This window comes from Candidatus Alistipes pullistercoris (genome assembly GCF_027665465.1).
Taxonomy (GTDB): Bacteria; Bacteroidota; Bacteroidia; order Bacteroidales; family Rikenellaceae; genus Alistipes_A; species Alistipes_A hominis.
The window spans coordinates 80,603-100,689 of record NZ_JAQDED010000005.1; the positions used below are offsets into that span (position 1 = coordinate 80,603).

The 20,087-nt window shown below is 56.5% G+C and carries 10 protein-coding genes; 6 read left to right on the forward strand and 4 right to left on the reverse strand.

Going from position 1 to position 20,087, the window contains the following annotated elements; translation table 11 throughout:
- The first annotated feature begins 191 nt into the window (after nucleotides 1-191).
- The 5 genes from PGR91_RS08535 (at nucleotide 192) to PGR91_RS08555 (ending at nucleotide 8,968) form a co-directional block, all read left to right on the forward strand.
- Nucleotides 192-1,472 (forward strand): O-acetylhomoserine aminocarboxypropyltransferase/cysteine synthase family protein, encoded by a 1,281-nt coding sequence (locus PGR91_RS08535; RefSeq protein ID WP_101572466.1) that lies wholly within the window; start codon nucleotides 192-194, stop codon nucleotides 1,470-1,472.
- 162 nt (nucleotides 1,473-1,634) lie between these two features.
- The gene (locus PGR91_RS08540) at nucleotides 1,635-4,460 is read left to right on the forward strand and encodes a TonB-dependent receptor (protein ID WP_118655796.1); all 2,826 of its coding nucleotides are present in this window, start codon (nucleotides 1,635-1,637) and stop codon (nucleotides 4,458-4,460) included.
- A gap of 12 nt (nucleotides 4,461-4,472) precedes the next feature.
- Nucleotides 4,473-5,837 carry a DUF4876 domain-containing protein gene (locus tag PGR91_RS08545; RefSeq protein WP_101572470.1) on the forward strand — a complete coding sequence of 455 codons (1,365 nt, stop codon included), beginning with the start codon at nucleotides 4,473-4,475 and terminating at the stop codon, nucleotides 5,835-5,837.
- A 26-nt stretch (nucleotides 5,838-5,863) separates the two neighbouring features.
- Complete coding sequence (locus tag PGR91_RS08550; RefSeq protein ID WP_182424206.1) at nucleotides 5,864-7,576, forward strand: DUF6850 family outer membrane beta-barrel protein; 1,713 nt, start codon at nucleotides 5,864-5,866, stop codon at nucleotides 7,574-7,576.
- Between the two features lie 63 nt (nucleotides 7,577-7,639).
- Nucleotides 7,640-8,968, forward strand: a complete 1,329-nt coding sequence (locus PGR91_RS08555) for an FISUMP domain-containing protein (protein WP_118655798.1) — start codon at nucleotides 7,640-7,642, stop codon at nucleotides 8,966-8,968.
- 98 nt (nucleotides 8,969-9,066) lie between these two features.
- Here PGR91_RS08555 and PGR91_RS08560 read toward each other — a convergent pair whose 3' ends face one another.
- Both PGR91_RS08560 and PGR91_RS08565 read right to left on the reverse strand, forming a co-directional pair.
- Nucleotides 9,067-9,957, reverse strand: coding sequence for a glycerophosphodiester phosphodiesterase family protein (locus tag PGR91_RS08560; RefSeq protein ID WP_101572476.1), 891 nt, complete (start codon nucleotides 9,955-9,957; stop codon nucleotides 9,067-9,069).
- Nucleotides 9,958-10,042: 85 nt separating this feature from the next.
- Complete coding sequence (locus tag PGR91_RS08565) at nucleotides 10,043-13,255, reverse strand: glycosyl hydrolase (protein ID WP_182424207.1); 3,213 nt, start codon at nucleotides 13,253-13,255, stop codon at nucleotides 10,043-10,045.
- Between the two features lie 395 nt (nucleotides 13,256-13,650).
- Here PGR91_RS08565 and PGR91_RS08570 point away from each other — a divergent pair, with 395 nt between their 5' ends.
- A complete protein-coding gene (locus PGR91_RS08570; RefSeq protein WP_101572480.1) occupies nucleotides 13,651-15,339 on the forward strand; it encodes a putative transporter in 1,689 nt (562 codons plus the stop codon).
- Nucleotides 15,340-15,395: 56 nt separating this feature from the next.
- Here the strand turns inward: PGR91_RS08570 and PGR91_RS08575 are convergent, their stop codons facing one another.
- Both PGR91_RS08575 and PGR91_RS08580 read right to left on the reverse strand, forming a co-directional pair.
- Nucleotides 15,396-16,316 carry a DUF5106 domain-containing protein gene (locus PGR91_RS08575; RefSeq protein ID WP_101572482.1) on the reverse strand — a complete coding sequence of 307 codons (921 nt, stop codon included), beginning with the start codon at nucleotides 16,314-16,316 and terminating at the stop codon, nucleotides 15,396-15,398.
- 12 nt (nucleotides 16,317-16,328) lie between these two features.
- Nucleotides 16,329-19,970, reverse strand: coding sequence for an AsmA-like C-terminal region-containing protein (locus tag PGR91_RS08580; RefSeq protein ID WP_118655802.1), 3,642 nt, complete (start codon nucleotides 19,968-19,970; stop codon nucleotides 16,329-16,331).
- Between the last annotated feature and the right edge of the window lie 117 nt (nucleotides 19,971-20,087).

The window sequence follows — 20,087 nt, forward strand, 5'->3', positions numbered from 1 at the left end:
TTTCCGCCTTTCTCCGCCGGAAATTCCATAAATGTACCCGAATGCGGTATCGTTTTCCGGGAGGCGTTCGTCCGGCGGTACGAGTCGTTCTCGGGACCCGGTCGGACGGCGGGTTTTGTAGCTCCGATCCGGCCGGAAGCGTACGATTTTTCGCGGAAATGATTACATTTGCAAATCTAAAATTCAGCTAAATGGAGAAAAAACTACATCGGGGGACCCTTTGCGTTCAGGCGGGATGGACTCCCAAAAAAGGCGAGCCCCGCGTGCTGCCGATTTATCAGAGCACCACGTTCAAATACGAGACGAGCGAACAGATGGCCCGGCTGTTCGATCTGGAAGAGAGCGGCTACTTCTATACCCGGCTGCAGAACCCGACCAACGATGCGGTAGCGGCGAAGATCGCTGCGCTCGAAGGCGGCGTAGCCGGCATGTTGACCTCTTCGGGCCAGGCCGCTTCGTTCTATTCCGTGTTCAACATCTGTTCGGCCGGCGACCACGTCGTCAGCGCGTCGACGATCTACGGCGGAACCTATAACTTGTTCGGCGTGACGTTGCCGAAACTGGGCATCGAGGTGACGTTCGTCGATCAGGACGCTTCCGAGGAGGAGATCGCCCGGGCGTTCCGTCCGAATACCAAAGCGCTGTTCGGCGAAACGATATCCAATCCCGGCGTAGCCGTGCTGGATATCGAGAAATTCGCGCGGATCGCGCACGGTCACGGCGTGCCGCTGATCGTGGACAATACGTTCGCCACGCCGATCAACTGCCGCCCGATCGAGTGGGGGGCCGACATCGTGACGCACTCGACGACCAAATATATGGACGGCCATGCGACCAGCGTTGGCGGCGCGATCGTCGACAGCGGCAATTTCGATTGGGAAGCCCATGCGGACAAATACCCCGGACTGACCCGTCCCGACGCTTCGTATCACGGACTGACCTATACGAAAAATTTCGGCAAGTTGGCCTATATCACCAAGGCGACCGCGCAGTTGATGCGCGACCTGGGCTCGATCCAGTCGCCTCAAAACGCTTTTTTGTTGAACCTCGGACTCGAAACGCTGCACCTGCGGATGCCGCGCCACTGTGCCAATGCGCAGAAAGTAGCCGAATACCTGAAAGGCAACGGGCAGGTGGCATGGGTGAATTACTGCGGCCTGAAAGGGGACAAATACTACGATTTGGGGCAAAAATACCTGCCGAACGGTTCCTGCGGCGTGCTGTCGTTCGGACTGAAAGGCGGACGCGACGTGTCGATCCGTTTTATGGACAACCTGAAACTGGCCGCTATCGTCACGCATGTGGCCGACGCCCGCACTTCGGTGCTGCACCCGGCGAGCCATACCCACCGCCAACTAACCGACGAACAACTGATCGAAGCCGGCGTAGCGCCCGACTTGATCCGTTTTTCGGTCGGCATCGAGGATGCGGAGGATATCATCGCCGATATCGAACAGGCCTTGTCGAAATAGAGGATTATCCGGTTTTACGAATGGTTTGCGATGTGGCATTTTGCGGAATGCTGCATCGCTTTTTGTGTGAAAAAGGTGCTTATTTTTGTCTTTTGTAACAAAATTTTTCATCTTTGCAAAAGTTGGTCCGGATTGGAGGCTTGATTAAATTAGGGTTGCTGGATGAGAAAATTTCTACTTGCTTTGTTGCTGAGCGTTAGTGTCCTGGGCGTTTCCGCACAAAAATATACGATATCCGGAAGAGTGCAGATCGGCAAGTCGTCGAAAGGGGTTCCGATGGCCGTCGTGACGGTGGTCGACGCGAACCTGTGGGCGATTACCGACGACAACGGACATTTTTCGATCAGGAACGTGCAGGCCGGCAAGCATCCGGTCAATGTTTCGTGCCTGGGGTACGTCGCTCTGGACAGCGAGTTGAACGTGACCGGCGATAGGGACGATCTGGTTTTCCGGTTGTGCTGCGCCGACCTGAAACTCTCCGAAGTGGTGGTTACCGCGCGCGAGAACCGCAACAGCATGAGCACTTCGTGCGTGATCGACAAGGCGGCGCTGGACCATTTGCAGATGGTCAACGTTTCGGACGTGTCGAGCCTGCTGCCGGGCGGCAAAACCGTGAACCCGAACCTGATGAAAGACAACGTGTTTTCGATCCGCGACGGCGGCGTCTCGCAGGGGAACGCTTCGTTCGGTACGGCGGTCGAGGTCGACGGCGTACGGTTGTCGACGAACGCTTCGTTCGGCGACTTGTCCGGAGCGAGCACGCGGAATATCGCATCGAGCAACGTGGAATCCATCGAAGTAATTACGGGTATTCCGTCGGTCGAATACGGCGACCTGACGAGCGGCGTCGTCAAGGTAAAGACGCGCAAGGGCAAAACGCCTTATACGGCGACTTTTACGACGAACCCCAAAACCAAGCAGTTTTCGCTGAGCAAAGGTTTCGACCTGGGGAGGGATCTCGGTTCGCTGAATGTCGCGCTGGAGCATACGCGCGCGATCGACAACCCGGTTTCGCCGTACACGACTTACCAGCGGAACGGAATCGCGCTGAATTATGCGCGCGTTTTCAGGCGGGGAAGCACGCCGCTGAACTTTTCGGTCGGCCTGACGGGCAATCTCGGCGGCATGAATACCAAGGACGACCCGGACGCGCAGACCGGCGAGTGGAAAAAGGCGCACGACAATGCGTTGCGGTTCAATACTTCGCTCGACTGGCTGCTGAACAAATCCTGGATTACGAACGTGGCGGTAACGGCCTCGGTGAATTATGCCGACATGCTGTCGAAATACCACTTGCCGGTACATACCGCGTCGGAACAGCCGGCCGTGAATGCGACGACCGAAGGTTATTTCGTCGCCAACCAACTGCCGGTCAATTACGTGAACACGCAGTTCATCGACTCGAAAGAGCTGGATTACGGGATCTCGCTGAAGGCGAACTGGTCGCGCCGTTTCGACCGGCTGCTGAACCGGGTGAAAGCCGGCGTCACCTGGAGCGCGAACGGCAATGTCGGTCAGGGAGAGTATTACGAAAATCCGCAGTTGCAGCCGAACGGTTTCCGTCCCCGGCCGTATACGGACATTCCGTATATGCATAACCTGGCGGTTTACCTCGAAGACAACCTGACGCTGCAGCTCGGTCAGACTTCGCTCGGGGTGATGGCCGGCGTCCGCGGCGAGAAGACCCTGATCAAGAACATGCAGTACAACAAGGCACAGAGCCTGTCGCCGCGATTCAATGTGAAATATACGCTGATCAATCGCGAACGGAAATATTTTCTGAATCAGTTGAACGTGCGGGGCGGATGGGGAATCACCGAGAAACTGCCGTCGTTCAATATCCTTTACCCCGATCCGCTGTACCGCGATATCCAGGTGTTCGGGGCTTCGTACGCCGACAACCGCAGCGTGTATGTCTACCATACGACGCCCTATTCGATCGCTTACAACGACAACCTGCGGTGGATGCGTAACCGGAATATCGAGGTCGGGGTGGATCTGACCCTCGGCGGCACCCGGATATCGGTGGCCGGTTATTTCAATAAAACCAAGTATCCTTATCGCCTCAATACGACCTATTCGCCGTTCGAATACCGCATCAGCCAAGTGCCGAGCGGTTATAAAATGCCGGCCAATCCCGACATCGTCGTGGACAACCGCACCGGTCAGATCCTCGTGGGCGACAAGGACGATCCGTCGGCCGGTTACACGCCGATGGATACCAAGGTGATGGACAAGACTTTCGTGAAGAACATCTATCAGGACAACAGTTCGCCGGTCGACCGGAAAGGTTTGGAGGTGACGGTCGATTTCCCGCAGATTCCGTCGATCCGGACACAGTTCCGTTTCGATGCCGCTTATACGAACGTGAAGTACGTCAACGAAGGGTTTTCCTACATTTACAAGGAAAATCAGTCGCATTCGTCGATTCCGGGTCGTTCGTTCGAGTACGTGGGGATTTATGCCGACAACGGCGGTTCGACGACCGCCACCTACAACGGCCGGCAGACGAAGCGTCTCGATGCGAACCTGACCGCCATTACGCACATTCCGTCGATCCGGATGGTCATCTCGTTGCGCCTGGAGGCGTCGCTGGTTTCGCGCTCGCGGAACATCTCGTCCTATCACGGTAAACAACTGGCCTACCAGGTGGAGCAGGAGGGCGAGAGCTATACGGCGCTGAGGCCGCTTTACTATATGGATCTGGAAGGAAACGTCTACAATTACGACGATGCCGCCGCAAACGATCCCGTGCTCAAGGGGTTGATAATCAACGGGAACTCATTCCAGTTGAAACAGGACGGGTACGATCCTTATTTTTCGGCCAATCTGAGCATTACCAAGGAGATCGGTAACGTGGCGTCGGTTTCGTTCTACGCCAACAACTTTACCAATGCCCGCAAGTACCTGGCTTCGTATGCGAGCGGGGTGAAGGTGATCCTGACTCCCGATTTTTATTACGGACTGACCTTGCGGTTAAAATTTTAGCGGAAAAGGAGTATGAAAAAGTATAAATATATCGCGGGAATCGTATTGGGCATGGTCGCTGTCGTGTTGTGTTCGTGCAACGACTTGCTCGACGGGAAGGATAATCCGTACGAGGGGACGACTCGGGAGCTCACCGTGCGGCTGGTGTACCCCGAAGGTCATCCCGACCGGGAGGGCGGGAGCGCGCGGGTGACTCTGGAGGACGTGGACAGGGGCACGGTCTATACGGCTTCGGCCGGCAACGACGATATGGCCCGGTTCGAAGTGGCTTTCGGAATTTACCGGGTCAGCGCGCGCGACCGGGTGTCGGAGCAGGATGCGGTCATCTATTTCAACGGCGCGCGCGATCAGATGATCGTCTCTGCGGCCAGCGACCTTTCGCAGCCGGTGAATATCCCGCTGGTGGCTTCCAAAACCAGTCAAATCGTCATCAAGGAGGTCTACTGCGGCGGCTGTAAGAAAGATCCGCTGGAAGGTACTTATCAGAGCGATAAGTACGTGATCCTGTACAACAATTCCGAAAAGGTCGCCTACCTCGACAATATCTGTTTCGGAACGGTCGATCCTTACAATGCGTACGGAACGAACGTCTGGCTGATTGCCGATCCCGAGACCGGGGAGAAATCGTTCCGGGATTACGTGCCGCTGGTGGAGTGCGTGTGGGGTTTTCCGGGCGGCGGTACGGATTATCCGCTCGAACCCGGCGGCCAGGCCGTAATGTGCATCAACGGGGCGATAGACCATACGTTGCAGTATCCGCTGTCGGTCGATCTGAACCGTGCGGATTGTTTCGTCTGCTACGACAATACGTACTATACCAACACGACTTACCATCCCACTCCGGGGGATAAAGTGCGCACTGACCGTTACATGCAGGTGCTTCGGAAGACCGGAACGGCGAAGGCTTATACGATTTCGGTCGATTCGCCGACGACGCTGTTTTTCAAGGTGCCCGCAGAAGCCGGCACCGCCAGAGAGTATATGAACGACGCGGCCAACGAGGTGTTGAAGCCCGGTTATCCGGGAACCCGCTGCATCAAAGTGCCGAACGAATGGATCATGGACGGCATGGAGGTCTTTTCGGGCAGCTCGACCGGAAATGCGAAACGGCTGGCGCCTGCGATCGACGCCGGTTACGTAACGCTGACTGAGAATTTCCTCGGGCGGACCCTGTACCGCAACGTCGATGCCGAGGCCACGCTCGCGATCGAGGGCAATCCGGTGGTGTACGGGTACGCCTACGGGAACGATCCGAGCGGGATCGATGCCGAGGCTACGCTGAAGGCGGGCGGTAGGGTCGTTTATCAGGATACCAATAATTCGACGCAGGATTTCCACGAGCGCAGCGTCCAGTCGCTCCATACGGGCGTTCGGTGACGGAGTGCCTTGAAAAAATGAAAGTTATGATACGGATACGAAGATACATAGCGGTTTTATCGGTGACGCTGGCGGTGACGGCGGTGGGTTTTACGGCATCCGCCCAAAAAAGGCATCGGGGGCGTGGAACGGAATGTCCGGTGTCCGACACCCGGAAATGCCGTGAAAAATCACCGAAATTCAGGCCGTCCGTTCAGGCGGAAAGGAAGGAGAAACCGTTGTACGATTTCGATTACATTGCGCGCAGCGACGGGTGGCTCACGTCGTACAATGCGGCGGGGCTTCACGGCGCGGTTCCGGTTCCGGGTGTCTCTTATGCCGAGGCTTATTTCGGTAAACAGAACGGTCGTTTTATCAATTACTGGGAATCCGACGACAGCTATGATTTCGGGCTTAAGACCGAGTCGTTCAGGCGTTTCGAGAAAGTTTCATTCTACGGGAAAATGCAGTACCGCTATTTCCGGGGCCAGCATATGTCCGGGTCGATTCTGCTGAATCCCGGCGACCGGCCGTTCGATCTGGTGGAGTTTACGCCCGGGACAAAGACGCGGGAGCAGTATATCCTGTCCGGCGGGGTAGGCTTTTTGCTGACCAAGAAACTGACCGGCGGCTTGAGAATCGATTATGAAGCCGACAACTACGCCAAACGCAAGGATTTGCGCCACAGCAATACGATGATGGATCTGAATCTTTCGGCAGGATTTGTGTATCGTTTCGCTGCGGTGGAACTGGGGGCCAATTACCTGTACCGCAAAAATACCGAGCGGGTGCTGTGCGAGCAAATCGGGACGACCGGCGAGAATTACGATATGTTTTTCAACAAAGGCGTGTGGTTCGGCGAGAAGGGTCTGTGGACGGGCAACGGTATGCATCTGAACGAACCGGGGATCTCGGGTCTGCCGATGAAGGATTCCGAGCAGGGCGCTGCGCTACAGATCGCTTTCCGGAGCAGGGGATTCCGTTTTTTCAACGAGTTCACCTACCGGTACCGTAAGGGCGAGACGGGGGAGAAGGGGACGATCTGGACGCACAGCGGATCGGATGTACTGGAATACCGCGGCGTAATGAGTGTCGCGCATCGTCGGAACGTCCATCTGATCCGGGGAAACTTCCGATACGTCAACCTGAAGAACAATGAAAATGTCCTGCGCAGCGAAAATATCGGCGGGGTGGTGCAGACCGTTATCTACGGCAGTCGACAGATTTACCGCCAGCGTGCGGTCAATGCCGGTCTGGAGTACGAGTTCGACTGGAAGGCCGACCGTTACAATCCGGTGATGAGCCTGCGTGCCGGTGCGGACTACTACAATCGCAGCGGGATCGGCTCGCTGGTTTTTCCGTACACCCGTTCGCAGTATGTCGAGAATGTACGGGTGCATATCGGTGCCGACCGCAATTTCAGGGTCGGACGCGGGTGGCTGAAGTGCAGCGTCGAGCTGGCATGTCATACGGGCGGCGGCAGCCCGCTCGATGAGGGGCAGACGGCCTCTTCGGTGCCGGATATGGAGCCCGGAGTCTATGCGGCGGGCAACGAGGAGTACCGAAATTACGAATACGAATACCTTGCAGCGACCCGGGGGGAACTGTCGCTCGGAGTGCGCTATACGCGCCCGGTGGGCCGGATCGCCCTGCCCGTGTACGGAGATCTGGGATGGAGCGGCGTTCATGCCGGTAAGTTGGATTGGGTAGCCGGCCGGAACCGCAGCGTTTTCGCGCTGGCGATCGGCTGCCAGTTCTGAGCGGAAGGAACGATAGAAGAAGTAGAAGAGATTGTATGAATGTTTTACTAAATAAAATGCGTTATGAAAAAAAAGATCTATTTATGGGCCGCCTTTGTGCTGCCTTTGCTGTTCGTCGCCTGTAGCGACGACAAGAACGACGATCCGGTCGATCCCGTGCTCAAGTTCAAGGAGGCGGAAGTGATCGCCGATCCCGCCGGAGGTACCTATACGGCCGAATTGGAATCTAACGTCGCATGGACGGTGACCTCCAAAAGTTCGAATATCAGTTCGCTGAACATGGAGTCGGGCAAAGGCAATGCCACGCTGTCGTTTTTCGTTTCCCCGAAAACCGGCGACGACGTAACCGGAAATATTACGGTCAAAGCCGCTTCGAGCGCGCTTACGGCCGTGCTGACGGTAAAACAGGATAAGATTTCGATCGCATTCGTTCCGGCCGATACGACCGCTTCGATGGACGGCGGCGAGTTCAAGGCCAAGCTGGTTTGTAATACCGAATGGGAAGTTACCGGAGTAGCGGGTTCGTTCGAAGGCGCCGACCTGGGCGATAGCGGCAAGGGCGATCATACCTTTACGCTGAAGATCGGAGCGAACGAATCCGAGGAAACCCTCGTTTACGAGCTTACCGTATCGACGAAATTCTCGCCGTTGATGGAGGCGATGGAGGCTACGTACACGATTACGCAGGGAGTGCCGTCGCTCGAATACGGCGGCGTTACCTACAAGATCGTTAAGCTGGCCGACGACCGCTGGTGGATGGCCGAGAATCTGCGCTACCTGCCTGCCGGAAAGACTCCTTCGTCCGATCCCGCCGACGGCAACGGGGTTTGGTATCCGGGATTCCTCGGAGAACCGGCTACCGACGCTGCGTCCGTTGAAAAAATGGGTTACCTGTACGACTATGCTACGGCGTTCGGCGTAAGCGAGATAACCGCCTCGAACTGGAATCAGCAGGAAGGCAAGCAGGGTATTTGCCCGGAAGGGTGGCATATTCCGACCAAAGCGGAACTGGACGCCCTTGCGGGAGCCGGCAACGAAGCGGAAGGAATCGCTCCCGGTAAGTATTATGTGGCTGAGCAGAAAGGAGCCCCGCTGGCCGATCTGAACGGTGCGGGTTTCGACGTCGTACTGTCCGGCGCGATCAACAAGACGACCGATCAGGCCGAAGGAAAATATGCCAGCAATGCTAAGGATCTCGATTACAATTCGCTCGGGTACTTTATGGGTTCGACCGGTTATCAGTTCAAGCTGAACGATAAGACCGGTGCGACGACGGCCCAATCGTATAGCATGTTGCTGACCAATAATGCGACTTACCAACGTGCACAGGTAATGTACGGTCCGATATTCGGCGGACAGGCTGTGCGTTGCATCAAGGACGAAGCGAAATAACGCGCCGTCGTATTCAATAAAAACCGCCCGGATTCGCGCGAATCCGGGCGGTTTTTATTTTCGGTAGCGGGACGACGTTTGTCCGAGGCGTCTCCGGATCAGTACAGTCCGATCAGTTCGAGCGGATAATCGGTTTCGATGATATCCGGATTTTTGGCGATCTCCGTCCGGTATCCCTCTTTCCGTTTTTCCGCTTCCGGCAGCCGGTCGACCGTCGGGGCTACCGAGATCATGCACCGGACGCCCTTTGCGTGCAGCGCATCGTACAGTTCCCGCTGTTCGGGTTTCATCGTACCGCTGACCACGTAGGCGATGAACCGCGACCAAGGAATCCCGGTGGCTTCGTATTCGCGGAATTGCCGCATGTCGCCGATCCAGGCCGAGAAGTGCGCGTCCGGATCGAGTCCGTAGCAGGTGCGCGCGTCGTCGGCCGAGTGTACCGTGTAAATGACGTTTTTGGCTTTCAGTTCGTTGACGAGCCGGATCAGCACGTCGCGGGGAACCTCTTTTTTATCGAAGTTCAGGATCGTTTTACCGCGGCTCCAACGGATCACATCGCTGACGCGCGGTATTTTATACGGGGTCACCGTGCCCTGGCGGTCTACGAGGTTGAACCGTTGCAGTTCTTCGTAGGTATAGTCCGATACTTTTCCTTTGCCGGTCGTCGTGCGGTCGATCGTCGGGTCGTGCATCAGCACGATCACGCTGTCTCGGGTCATCTGCGGGTCGATCTCGAAGAACGACGGCATATGGCTCAGCGTATTTTCGAACGTTTCGATGCAGTTTTCCGGGTATCCCGGCGCCATGCCGCCGCGGTGTCCGCTGACGATCGTGCCGCATCCGGGCGTATAGCGGAAGTACGCTTCGACCTGGGCGTAGTTTCTGCATGGGACGGTATGCAGCCGTTTTTTCTGTGCGGATGCTCCGTGCGCCGTGAGCAGCAGCACAGCCGTTGCCGTCCATGCGATGATTCCGATTATTCGTTTCATTACCGTGGTTTTTGATGGTTCGTTTTTCGAAAGCAGAGGGGCAGGAATGCTCCCGCCCCTTTGCCGTATTTTCGATCCGGTTCGCCTATTTCACGTCGTCGATGACGAGCGTCGGCTGTTGCGTCAGGCCGGCCGGCAGCAGGGTGTACTGATCCATTGTGAACGAACCGCCTTCGGTACGCCAGTTCCACGGGCCGTAAGCTCCTGCACGTGCCGGCAGCGCGTGCAGCGGGCCGAATGTGTTGCGGCGCGTAAGCACCACGTTCAACTGCGCTACATCGCCTTTTTCGGCCACCTGGGTTACGTCCATTTGGTATGGAGCCCATCCGCAGATCTGGTGCGCATAGTCGTTGTTCAGTTCGATGCAACCGCCGTCGAAGCCCGGCATTTGCAGCATGATGCGTTCGCCGGCGGCGGGTTTCGGCAGGTTGCCGATCTGGTAGCAAACGGCTCCCGAGTAGAACGGAAGTCCCTGCGTCGCGATATCGCCCACTTTCAATTTGGCCGGTAGTTTGGTCAGCGTCCGCTGAATGCCTTTCAATTCGACGCCGAAATCGCCGATCAGGTACAGCGCTTCGAGGTCGAGGTTGCGGCTGAAATTAGCGATTAGTTCGACCGTATTCCGGCCCTGCTGGAGGTAGTTTGTCGGGACGGCGAATTTACGGATGCTGTTGTCGATGAACCAGCCCGCGGATTGTTCCATCGAAAGCTTCCGGCCGTTGATTACGGCGGTAAAGCGGTCGGGCGTTTCCAGACACAGGAAGAGGGTGTCGGAAGGCATGACCGCTACGTCGAACGGGAACTGCATTTTCAGTACGCCGAGCGGTTTTTGGTAGTTGACTCCGTCCGTTTTTTCCGCATACCAGGGCTGTACCATCTCTCCGCCACGGGGACGCAAGTCGAAATGCTTGCGTACCGCTTGATCGATTTTCATGATTTCGGTCAGCGGTTGCGCCGGCTGTTCGTCGATCTGCCAAGTGGCTACGTCCAGTACGCAGATATTCGGTTCGTTCAGCGTGTAATCGTACGTGTCGGGCAGGGATATCCGCGATTTTTCGGTAATTACCGGCATCTGCCGGGCGAATGCCGGCGATGCGGCCGAGATCGTGTAAACTTTCTCCTCGTTGGGTTCGAACGAAGTGAGTATTTTTGATCCTTCGGCTCCGGAGCTTACGGTCGGCTGTTTCCATACGTCGCCCGTTTTGCAATCCCACAGCGTCACTTCGCCGGCGAACGGCAACGTTACGGTTACCGAATCGAACTTCCGGCCGCGGTCCATGCTCATCAGTACGACGTAGTAGCGGTCGCCGTCCTGACGCACCTGACCGAAGACGTTTTTCATGTCGTTACCCGACGCATCGGTCACCTGTACTACGGGGCGGATCAGGCTTTTCACGGTCTCTACGATCGGTTTTTGCGCATAATCGATCCGGATGCTCTGCGCGGCCAGTTGCGCCGGGGCTTCCGACGCTACGGCATTGACGAATTTAGGCGCTTCGCCGGCGAAAATCACTTTGCCGCCGGCCTCCTCGAATTTCTGGAGTGCTTTCAGGGTTGTTTCGCGCATCGTTTCCATGTTTCCTACCAATACGGTGCGGTAGGAGGCGTGTCCCACGTTGAAAACGGGATTGCCTTCGGCGTCCTTACCCACGCTGCTGAGGCGTCCCATCATCTCCTCGTCGCCGTAGTCGAAGTCGATGCGTTCGCCGGCGAGCCAGTGGAACAGGTCTGCGTATTTCTGCTCCATCGAGACGATTTCGGGGGCCGATGCGCCCAAGCCGTTGAACGATTTGACGCTCACTTGGCTCATTACGCTTTCGATCGGGTTGACGATCAGCAGATCGCATACCGGAGCGCCCTGGTTCAGCATCACGCCCAGCCGCGAGAAGTAGTCTTCGACGTACTTATATTCTTTCCACCAGGGGGATTGGTAGAAGATGCTGGCCGGGTAGTCCCGTTTGGCCTCGCCTTCCATCGTGTACCACGACAGGTGGTGACAGCGCACGTTGATGCCGAACAGCGCCTGCCAGTCGCCGACGGCCTTGTGGTTCGCAAAGTTGAACTGCCAGCCGGTGCAGCCGTACAGTTCCGACAGCAGCCATTTTTTGTCCAACTGACGGGCGGCGGAAGAGAGCTGTTTGACCACCCAGTAGGAGTTGTCGTGCTCGGTCAGCATGTCGACGCCCGGGTTGTGCTGGTATTCGTAGAAACGCATCAGCGAACCCTGCATGGTCACCTGGTTCGAGAAACTGTTTTCGTGCAGCACATGGCCGGTATAGATCATGTTGTGTTTCGTACACCAATCGTATTGCGGTTGGGCGAAGTTTTTCAAGAACAGCGTTTGTACCAGGTCGCAGTATTGCCATTTGGCGTCGTTGACCCGTTCGCCGTTTTCGCGCAGGAAAATTTTCGGCAGTTCGGCGGTCAGGTCTTCTCCGTATGTCTTTTTATACTCTTTCGGCAGTTTCGGCGTCCACGGAATGTGGTGGATACCGCTGGTCACTCCGTCGGTTTTGCTTTCGTGCGAGGTGAACAATCCGCCGCGGTGCGGTTCGTCGGTGAAGATCCCCTGGATGTTGCCGCCGAGCCGGGCGCCGCAGTGTTTTTCATACTGATCGTGCGTTAGGTAGATATAACGGTCGGTGGCTTCTCGGTTCATCGGGTCGAGGTAAGTGGTCCCGTTGTAGCCGTCGGAGCATTTTTCCGTTTCGTGCTGGAATTTCAGGACGGTTCTCCCGGCGTATCGGGTCATGTCGGATTCGGGGGTCAGCCGTTCCAGTTCCGAGTAGTCGATCCCGTCGAGCTTGCATACGAATGCCGAGACGATCGAATCGTTGTCCCACTTGAATTCCTCGGCGGGCATCGTGTAGAGCGTCACGAAATTCATCCGGTAGGCCGGATTCTCGGTGACCATGCCGCCGGCGCTGCCCGAAGGCCAGCGGTCTTCGTCGTACAGAAACGCTTCCATGCCGATTTTTTCAGCTTCGTCGGCCACGGCGTTGGTCAGGTCGAACCACTCTTGCCCGAGGTATTCGGTCTTCAGTCCGACGCGGGAGTGCAAAAAGGCGCCTCCCATACCCATCTCTTTGAAAATATGAAGCTGGCGGATCAGTTCGTCTTTTTCGAGCCGTCCGTTCCACGACCAGAACGGTTTGCCCCGCCATTCGTGGCCGGGATCCCGGAAAGTCGTGTACAGCGAATCGTCGCTCAGGGTAGCCGTCTGTCGTTTCGTGTTGGACGTACAGGCAGCCGTTGCAAGTGCGACAGCGAGCAATACGGGTAAAATCGATTTTTTCATTTTCATTTGAGTTATTGAATTTTGGGGTGCGATTCCGAAGAAAACTTTCCTAATTTTTTACAAAATAAACTAAATTAATTGATTTTAGGAAGATAAAACCGTCTTATTTTTCCGCATTGCGGAATGTTTTTTACAACCGCAGAAATGGATTCCGGATTTTTATCGGTGTTTTTACAGGCGCGGGACGATCTGGCGGCTTCGCATTTTCGGGCGGTACGGATGGGGCGGGTGCGAAAAAGTTTCTTAATAATTTTAAAAAAAAAGGTTTTTTCCTGTTTTTTCGCATCGGGAAATGCCGGATATTTTAATTAACTTCGCACCCGAAATGAAATTCAGATTCCGGGCGCGTTTTCGAAATTTGCGGAGGGATGCTCGGGTCGTAGCAGACAGACGGTATGGAGGAATTTTTTCGCAATTTGTTTTTCGGGAACGATGCGTTCTGGGGAGGCGGGGTCGCTCATTCGGTGTTGATTCTCGCCGTGGTGATTTCGCTCGGCGTTGCGTTGGGTAAGATCAAGATTGCCGGGGTGCGGCTCGGCGTTACGTGGATTCTGTTCGTCGGGATCACGTTCAGCCATTTCGGGATGCAGCTCAACGAGCACCTGTTACACTTCCTGAAAGAATTCGGATTGATCCTGTTCGTCTATTCGATCGGGCTGCAGGTGGGGCCGAGTTTCTTTTCCTCGTTTAAGAAGGGAGGCGTCCAGTTGAACCTGATGGCTACCGGGATCGTGCTGCTGGGAGTCGTAATTACCTACGTGATTTATTTGATTACCGGTCTGCCGATTACGACGATGGTCGGGATTCTTTCCGGCGCCGTGACCAATACGCCCGGTCTGGGAGCCGCTCAGCAGGCATACAGCGACATGACCGGGATCGACTCCCCGGATATCGCGATGGGGTATGCTGTGGCTTATCCGCTCGGCGTGCTCGGGATCATCCTGTCGATGATCTTCATCCGCTGGATTTTCAGGATCCGTTTCGAAGAGGAAGACAAGGCTTATACGGTCAAACAGGGCGGTGCGCACGAAGCCGTGCGTATTTCGGTCGAAGTGAAGAATCCGTTTCTGGACGGAAAGACCGTTTTGCAGATCAAGCGACTAATAAACAGACAGTTCGTTATTTCCCGCGTACTGCATCCGGACGGACGTATCGACATCGCGGGTTCGCAGACTCCGCTGTCGGTCGGCGATAAGGCGCTGATCGTGACCACGACCGACGATATGGGATTGATTACCGATTTCGTCGGCGAGAAACTCGATATGGACAAAGACGAGTGGGAACGTCTCGACAACCAGTTGATTTCGCGGCGCATCATGATTACGAAATCGAAACTCAACGGGCAGTATATCGGCGCCCTGCGGCTGCGCAGCGGTTACGGCGTCAATGTGACGCGGGTAAACCGGGCCGGCGTCGATCTGATCCCGAACCATAATTTGCAGCTTCAGATGGGCGACCGGCTGACCGTCGTGGGCAGCGAGTCGGCGATCAATGCCGTTTCGAAAATACTCGGCAACTCGATGCGGCGGCTGAACGAACCGAATCTGATTCCGATTTTCGTCGGGATTTTCCTCGGGGTCGTGCTCGGTAGCGTGCCGATCATGTTTCCCGGCATTCCGCAGCCGGTCAAATTGGGGCTGGCGGGAGGTCCGCTGGTCGTTTCGATTCTGATCAGCCGTTTCGGGCCGCACTATAAGCTGGTGACCTATACGACGATGAGCGCCAACCTGATGCTGCGCGAGATCGGGATTGCGCTGTTTCTCGCCTGCGTCGGCCTGGGGGCCGGCGAAGGATTCGTCCACACGGTGCTGTACGAGGAGGGCTATCATTGGATCGGTTACGGCTTCATCATCACGGTACTGCCGTTGCTGATCGTCGGGATCATTGCCCGGAAGGTGCTTAAGGTCAATTATTATACGCTGATGGGCGTGTCTGCCGGGGCGATGACCGATCCTCCTGCGTTGGCCTACTCGAACGGCGTGGCCGGCAACGATATGCCGTCGGTGGGGTATGCGACCGTTTACCCGCTGACTATGTTCCTGCGCATCCTGACGGCCCAGTTATTGATTCTGTGCGTGTCCTGACCGCCGGTTTTCGGCATGGTTTGAAGAAGAAAAATATCCGGAGCCGGAAAGTGTAACTACTTTTCGGCTTTTTGTGTCAGGTAATGTTCGATTTCTCCGAACGGAGCGTCTTTCAGGATTACGAACTTTTTCCGGTCGATCAGGTAAAGGGTCGGGATGGCGCGCAGGTCGTACAGTTCTTCGTTCTTGATCTGCTGCGAAGCGTCGTAGCCGTTCAGCCAATGCGTCGGAAGCGTCGGAAGGTATTCTTTCCATGCTTTCATGTCTTCATCCGGATACATCGACAGCACTTTCAGCCGTTTGTCCCCGATCATTTTACGAACCGTTTCCGAATCGTTGATCTGGTCGATCGTCTCTTGGCACGCATGGCAGCCGGGATTATTGAAGAACAGGATCAGGTATTCGGCGTCGATGTCGTACAGCGTGCCGGTCTTTCCTGAAGCCAGCGTGTAGGCGAAATCCGTCGCAGGCATTTCCGGACGGTTCCGCTGAGCCAGGTCGAGGCGGTAACGCATGCGTGTCTTTTCCGCTTCGGACGTTTTCGGAGAGCCGATAGCAACCCGTAGAACGGTGATATAGAGCGTTTCGTTGCGCATCGGGGAGTTCGGATCATAGAGGTATTTCTCGAATAGGTCTAAAAAATGGGCGTACATTGCCGTATCCGCTTCCGCTTTCGACAGCGTGGTTTTGATTGATGCGGCGGCGGTTTCGGCGTTCATGTGTTCGATGATGTGGACGTAATCGGCAAAAGCCTGTTCCGTTGTTTCCGGTTTGCCGATCAGCGAGGTATCCGTGAAATCGAAATTCCGCCAGTAATTTTTGCCGATGTATGCGGCCCGGTCGTCCGGGTTGTCCAGGATACTGGGAACTTCGATCATTTGGAAATTTTTGGATGCCGTAGTCTGTTTTTTTTCGTTTCCGGAGCCGCACGCTCCTGCCAGGCAGCACAAGGCGAGTAAGCAGAAAATTTTTGCCATATCGTTGTTTTTTTAATTGTTCGTTTTCGCTTTTTTGCGTTCCCGCTTTTGTTGTCTCAGTAGGGCGCGCTGTTCTTTCCGTCCGGACGTTTTCGTTTCGGCGGGAGTTATCGTCGGCGGTGTCGTTTCCGAAACGGCCGTGTCCGGTTTTTGTCGAACAGCCGTGCTGTCGGTTCCGTTTTCCGAGGAGTCGATTCCCGGTAGGATGCCCTGGCGTTGCAATTCGAGACTGTCCGCCTTCGACAGCGCTTCGCTGTCGGTATTTACGGTCAGCGAATCGGCGGCCGGCGTGATCTTCATCCCGCTGAGCGATGCGGCTTCGATCCCCTTGTGGAAGATGTCGGTGATCGTATGCCGCAGGTTGACGCGCGTCGTGTCGATCAGTCCGACGTACGACGGGATATTCTCGCTGCGGTAGCGCGCCCGGCCCAGCCGGAATTTGAATTTGTCGAGCGTGCCGAAAATATTGATGCCGAGGCGGAACGGGATCGGTGATTTGAGCACCGATATATGGTAGTTGAAACTCATGTCGAGTTTCTGCACGCCGCTGACGGCGGCTTTGTAGCGGTCCATCTCGATGATGAACGGGAACAGCTCGATCTGGTTGTTGCGCACCAACATATTGACCGAAATGCGGTCGATCAAGTTGCGTTGCTTGTTCTTGAAATGCATCATTTTGGCGATCTCGGTAAAGGTCTCGCCGTCGAGCAGCACCATGTTCTCGCCGTGGATGCTGCATGCGGCGTTCAGCGTCGACAGGTCGATGTTCATCATCGTGTCGACGGCCGCGGTCGCCGCGATCTGGCAGTCCACGACGCCTTCGAACGACCGCAGCATCGGCAGCATCGAGTCGACTTCCGGAATCAAGCTGATCAGCCGGTCGACTTTCATCCGGGTCAGTTCCAAGTCGAACCCGGTGATGATGTCGTCCCGGCTGCGGGTCGCGTACAGTGCCGTCAGGTTCATGCTGCCGGCGTCGGTTTCGGCTTTCATGTCTTTGATCTGGAGGCAGCGGTCGCGGGCGATCAGTTCGGCTGCCAGCGAGTTCAGGCGCAGATTCGTATAGATGCCGTAGTGCGTGCACAGGTCGATCTGCGCATCGACATTCGACGGGATCACGATCAGCGGACTCGCTGCGGTGGTGTCGTCCACGCCGCTTTGTTCGGCGATCACCTGTTGCAATTGTTCGCTGTTCTCGGCTTCGGCGACCGATCTCTGGTAGGTTTCCGAAGCGTTTTCGTATTGTGCGCCGACGGTCGCGGCATGGATCAGTTCGTTGAAGTTCAGCGTATCCGATTCGATGTTCATTTTGATCTTCAACTGTCCCCGTCCGAGTAGTACGCGGCGCAGGTTCGAGATTTCGCCGGTCAGTTCGAGCGACGACTGTCCGGATTGAATCTGTGTGTTTTTCAATTTGACGGCATCGGTCGTAAAGGCAATATCGACGTTTTGCAGCGTGTTGGTCAGCGGAAAGTAGGGGGTCAGCAGCCGTCCCGAAGCGGCTTTTACCGATCCGCTGGCGTCCCATCGGCGCAACATCTCCGCCGCGCTTTTGTCGAGCGACAGATCGAGGTCGGAGCCCGAAAAGTCGTCTTTGCGCGAACGGCTTCGCATCTGCGTTCGGGAACGGTGGTACGCGAACAGCGAATCGCGCGCGACGGACGGATAGGCCTGTTGCAGCGAATCGAGCAGTTGCCGCCGCCGAGCCGAGTCCATTCGGTTCGGAACCAGCGTCGCTCGGAAATCGACATGCCCGTTTTGCAGATCGTAGCGGTTGACGGCGCTTTTCGCCTGCATCGCCCGTGCGTCGAATCCCAATTGAAGCAGCGGCACCGCCGGATTTTTTTCAGAAGGAACAATGCTGAAATTGCTTTGCATACCGTCCAGACGAATCCAGGTGGAGTCGAATGCCGCCATCGCGAGCATACGCGCCTCGACGCGGCCGTTCAGCGGATGTACGACGGTCGTGTCGCCGCTCAGCGTCGATGCTGCGCTGTGGGCCGACGCCGATACGGCCGATCCGAGCAGCACCCACTGCCGTTTCATGCGGAGGTTTAACGTGTCGGCTTTGACGGTCGTGTGCAGCATCTCGGCATCTTTCCCGATCAGCGAGTCTTGCCGGTTGCGGTCCGACCCGAAATGGATCATCCCGCCGCCGACCATCATGAAAATCGTATCGCGGGGGATATCGACCAGTAGGCTGTCGAGCGTAATGGTGCCCTCTACCCGTGTTTTGCCGATCTTTCCGATCTGAAGCTGACTGATCCGGAACGAAGCGTCGGTATTCAGTCCGAGCCGTCCGCGTACGGCGATGTCCTGTTTCGACGGGAACAGGATCGACAGCGTGTCCAGGTAGACGGCTCCGGTCAGTTTCATCCGCACGGCCGGATCGCGCATCGCGTTCCACACCGAGCCGCTGCCGTGCAGCCGGATGCCCGATCCGGCGATGTCCAGTTTGCGGAATACCGCGCCGGTCGAGTCCGGCCGTTGCGGATCGTAGCGCAGCGAAGCGTCGATCCCGAACCGGTCGATCCGCGCCTTCGCGTTTTTGTAGGAGAGGTATCCGTCGTTGGTCGTGACGTCGAGGTCGATCCGTGGCAGGCGTCCGTCGCTGAACCGGTAGCTGCCGTCGATCCGGGTATGCAGGTCGAAGGCGAGGTTGGTGTCGAATGCCCGGAGCATCGGCATCAGTTGCGGCGGAACGAGGGTGATCGCCCGTTCGAGCGCCAGCGGCCGGATCGTGCACTGCAGTTCGGAAACGATGCTGTCCCGGGCGATCGACACGCGGCCGTCGAATCCTATCGGGATGTCTCCCAGTTGCAGGTTCAGTTTATCGAGCGCGATCGTTTCGGGATGTTTCGGATTGAACGTGAAACCGCCTTTCAGGGCGACCGGCAGGCTGCTGCAGGCGTCCAGCGTATCGAGCCGGACGCTGTTCACGGAGCTCAGGTCGATTTTGTAGTCGTGGCGGAACGTGTTTTTAAGCCGCAGGTGCTCCAGGTCGACCGTAGCGTACAGCTTGTCGGGCTTGCTGTCGTACACGATTCGTCCGCTGTTGCGAATGTCCAGGCCGGCGATGTTCAGGTATAGGTCGCCGCCCTGCTCCGTGGAGTCGCCGGCCGTTGTGTCCGCCGCGAAGATTTCCCAGTTGGCTTTGCCCCACGGGGAAACGTAGGCATAGACTCTCGGCCGCGTCAGGGCGATCCGGCGGATCGAAATGCGCGAGGCCAGCAGTTGCGGCAGGTTCAGCGAAACCGAAAATTCGTCGAATTTCAGCAGCGTGTCGGCCGCCGCCGGAATCCGGGTTCTCAGCGAGTCGGGCAATCCGGCGAAAGCGTGCGAAATGATCTCGCCGCCGGAAAGTTTGACGCTGACGTTTGGGAAGTTCTCGAATACGGACAGCGTGACGGTGTCGAACCGTACCTGCGCGTCCAGATAGCGACTGCTGTATTCGTTCACCAGCGGCGTTAACCGCGACGGGGTCAGGATCAGCGCTACGGCTCCGAGCAACAGCGCGATGAGCAGCAACAGCGAACCGGTCAGTACGGCGAACAGTTTGATCAATCGGCGCGGTACGTTTTTTTTCGCTTTGCGGCCCGTTTCCGGGCCTTTTTCGAGGGCTTTACGCTGCGGTTCCATCGGTTTCTTTTCCATGTTTGCGTTGCACGTTGCAAATATAACAATTTCCGGCGGGATAGCGCTTGCCGGCAACAAGATGAAAGCGCCCCGTCTCTTACGAAACGGAGCGCTTTCGGGTTTAATTATGCCGTG

Excerpts from the sequence above, each read along its gene's own strand:
- PGR91_RS08535 (WP_101572466.1), top strand. The coding sequence starts at position 192 with ATGGAGAAAAAACTACATCGGGGGACCCTTTGCGTTCAGGCGGGATGG.
- PGR91_RS08540 (WP_118655796.1), top strand. The coding sequence starts at position 1,635 with ATGAGAAAATTTCTACTTGCTTTGTTGCTGAGCGTTAGTGTCCTGGGC.
- PGR91_RS08545 (WP_101572470.1), top strand. The coding sequence starts at position 4,473 with ATGAAAAAGTATAAATATATCGCGGGAATCGTATTGGGCATGGTCGCT.
- PGR91_RS08550 (WP_182424206.1), top strand. The coding sequence starts at position 5,864 with ATGATACGGATACGAAGATACATAGCGGTTTTATCGGTGACGCTGGCG.
- PGR91_RS08555 (WP_118655798.1), top strand. The coding sequence starts at position 7,640 with ATGAAAAAAAAGATCTATTTATGGGCCGCCTTTGTGCTGCCTTTGCTG.
- PGR91_RS08560 (WP_101572476.1), bottom strand. The coding sequence starts at position 9,957 with ATGAAACGAATAATCGGAATCATCGCATGGACGGCAACGGCTGTGCTG.
- PGR91_RS08565 (WP_182424207.1), bottom strand. The coding sequence starts at position 13,255 with ATGAAAAAATCGATTTTACCCGTATTGCTCGCTGTCGCACTTGCAACG.
- PGR91_RS08570 (WP_101572480.1), top strand. The coding sequence starts at position 13,651 with ATGGAGGAATTTTTTCGCAATTTGTTTTTCGGGAACGATGCGTTCTGG.
- PGR91_RS08575 (WP_101572482.1), bottom strand. The coding sequence starts at position 16,316 with ATGGCAAAAATTTTCTGCTTACTCGCCTTGTGCTGCCTGGCAGGAGCG.
- PGR91_RS08580 (WP_118655802.1), bottom strand. The coding sequence starts at position 19,970 with ATGGAAAAGAAACCGATGGAACCGCAGCGTAAAGCCCTCGAAAAAGGC.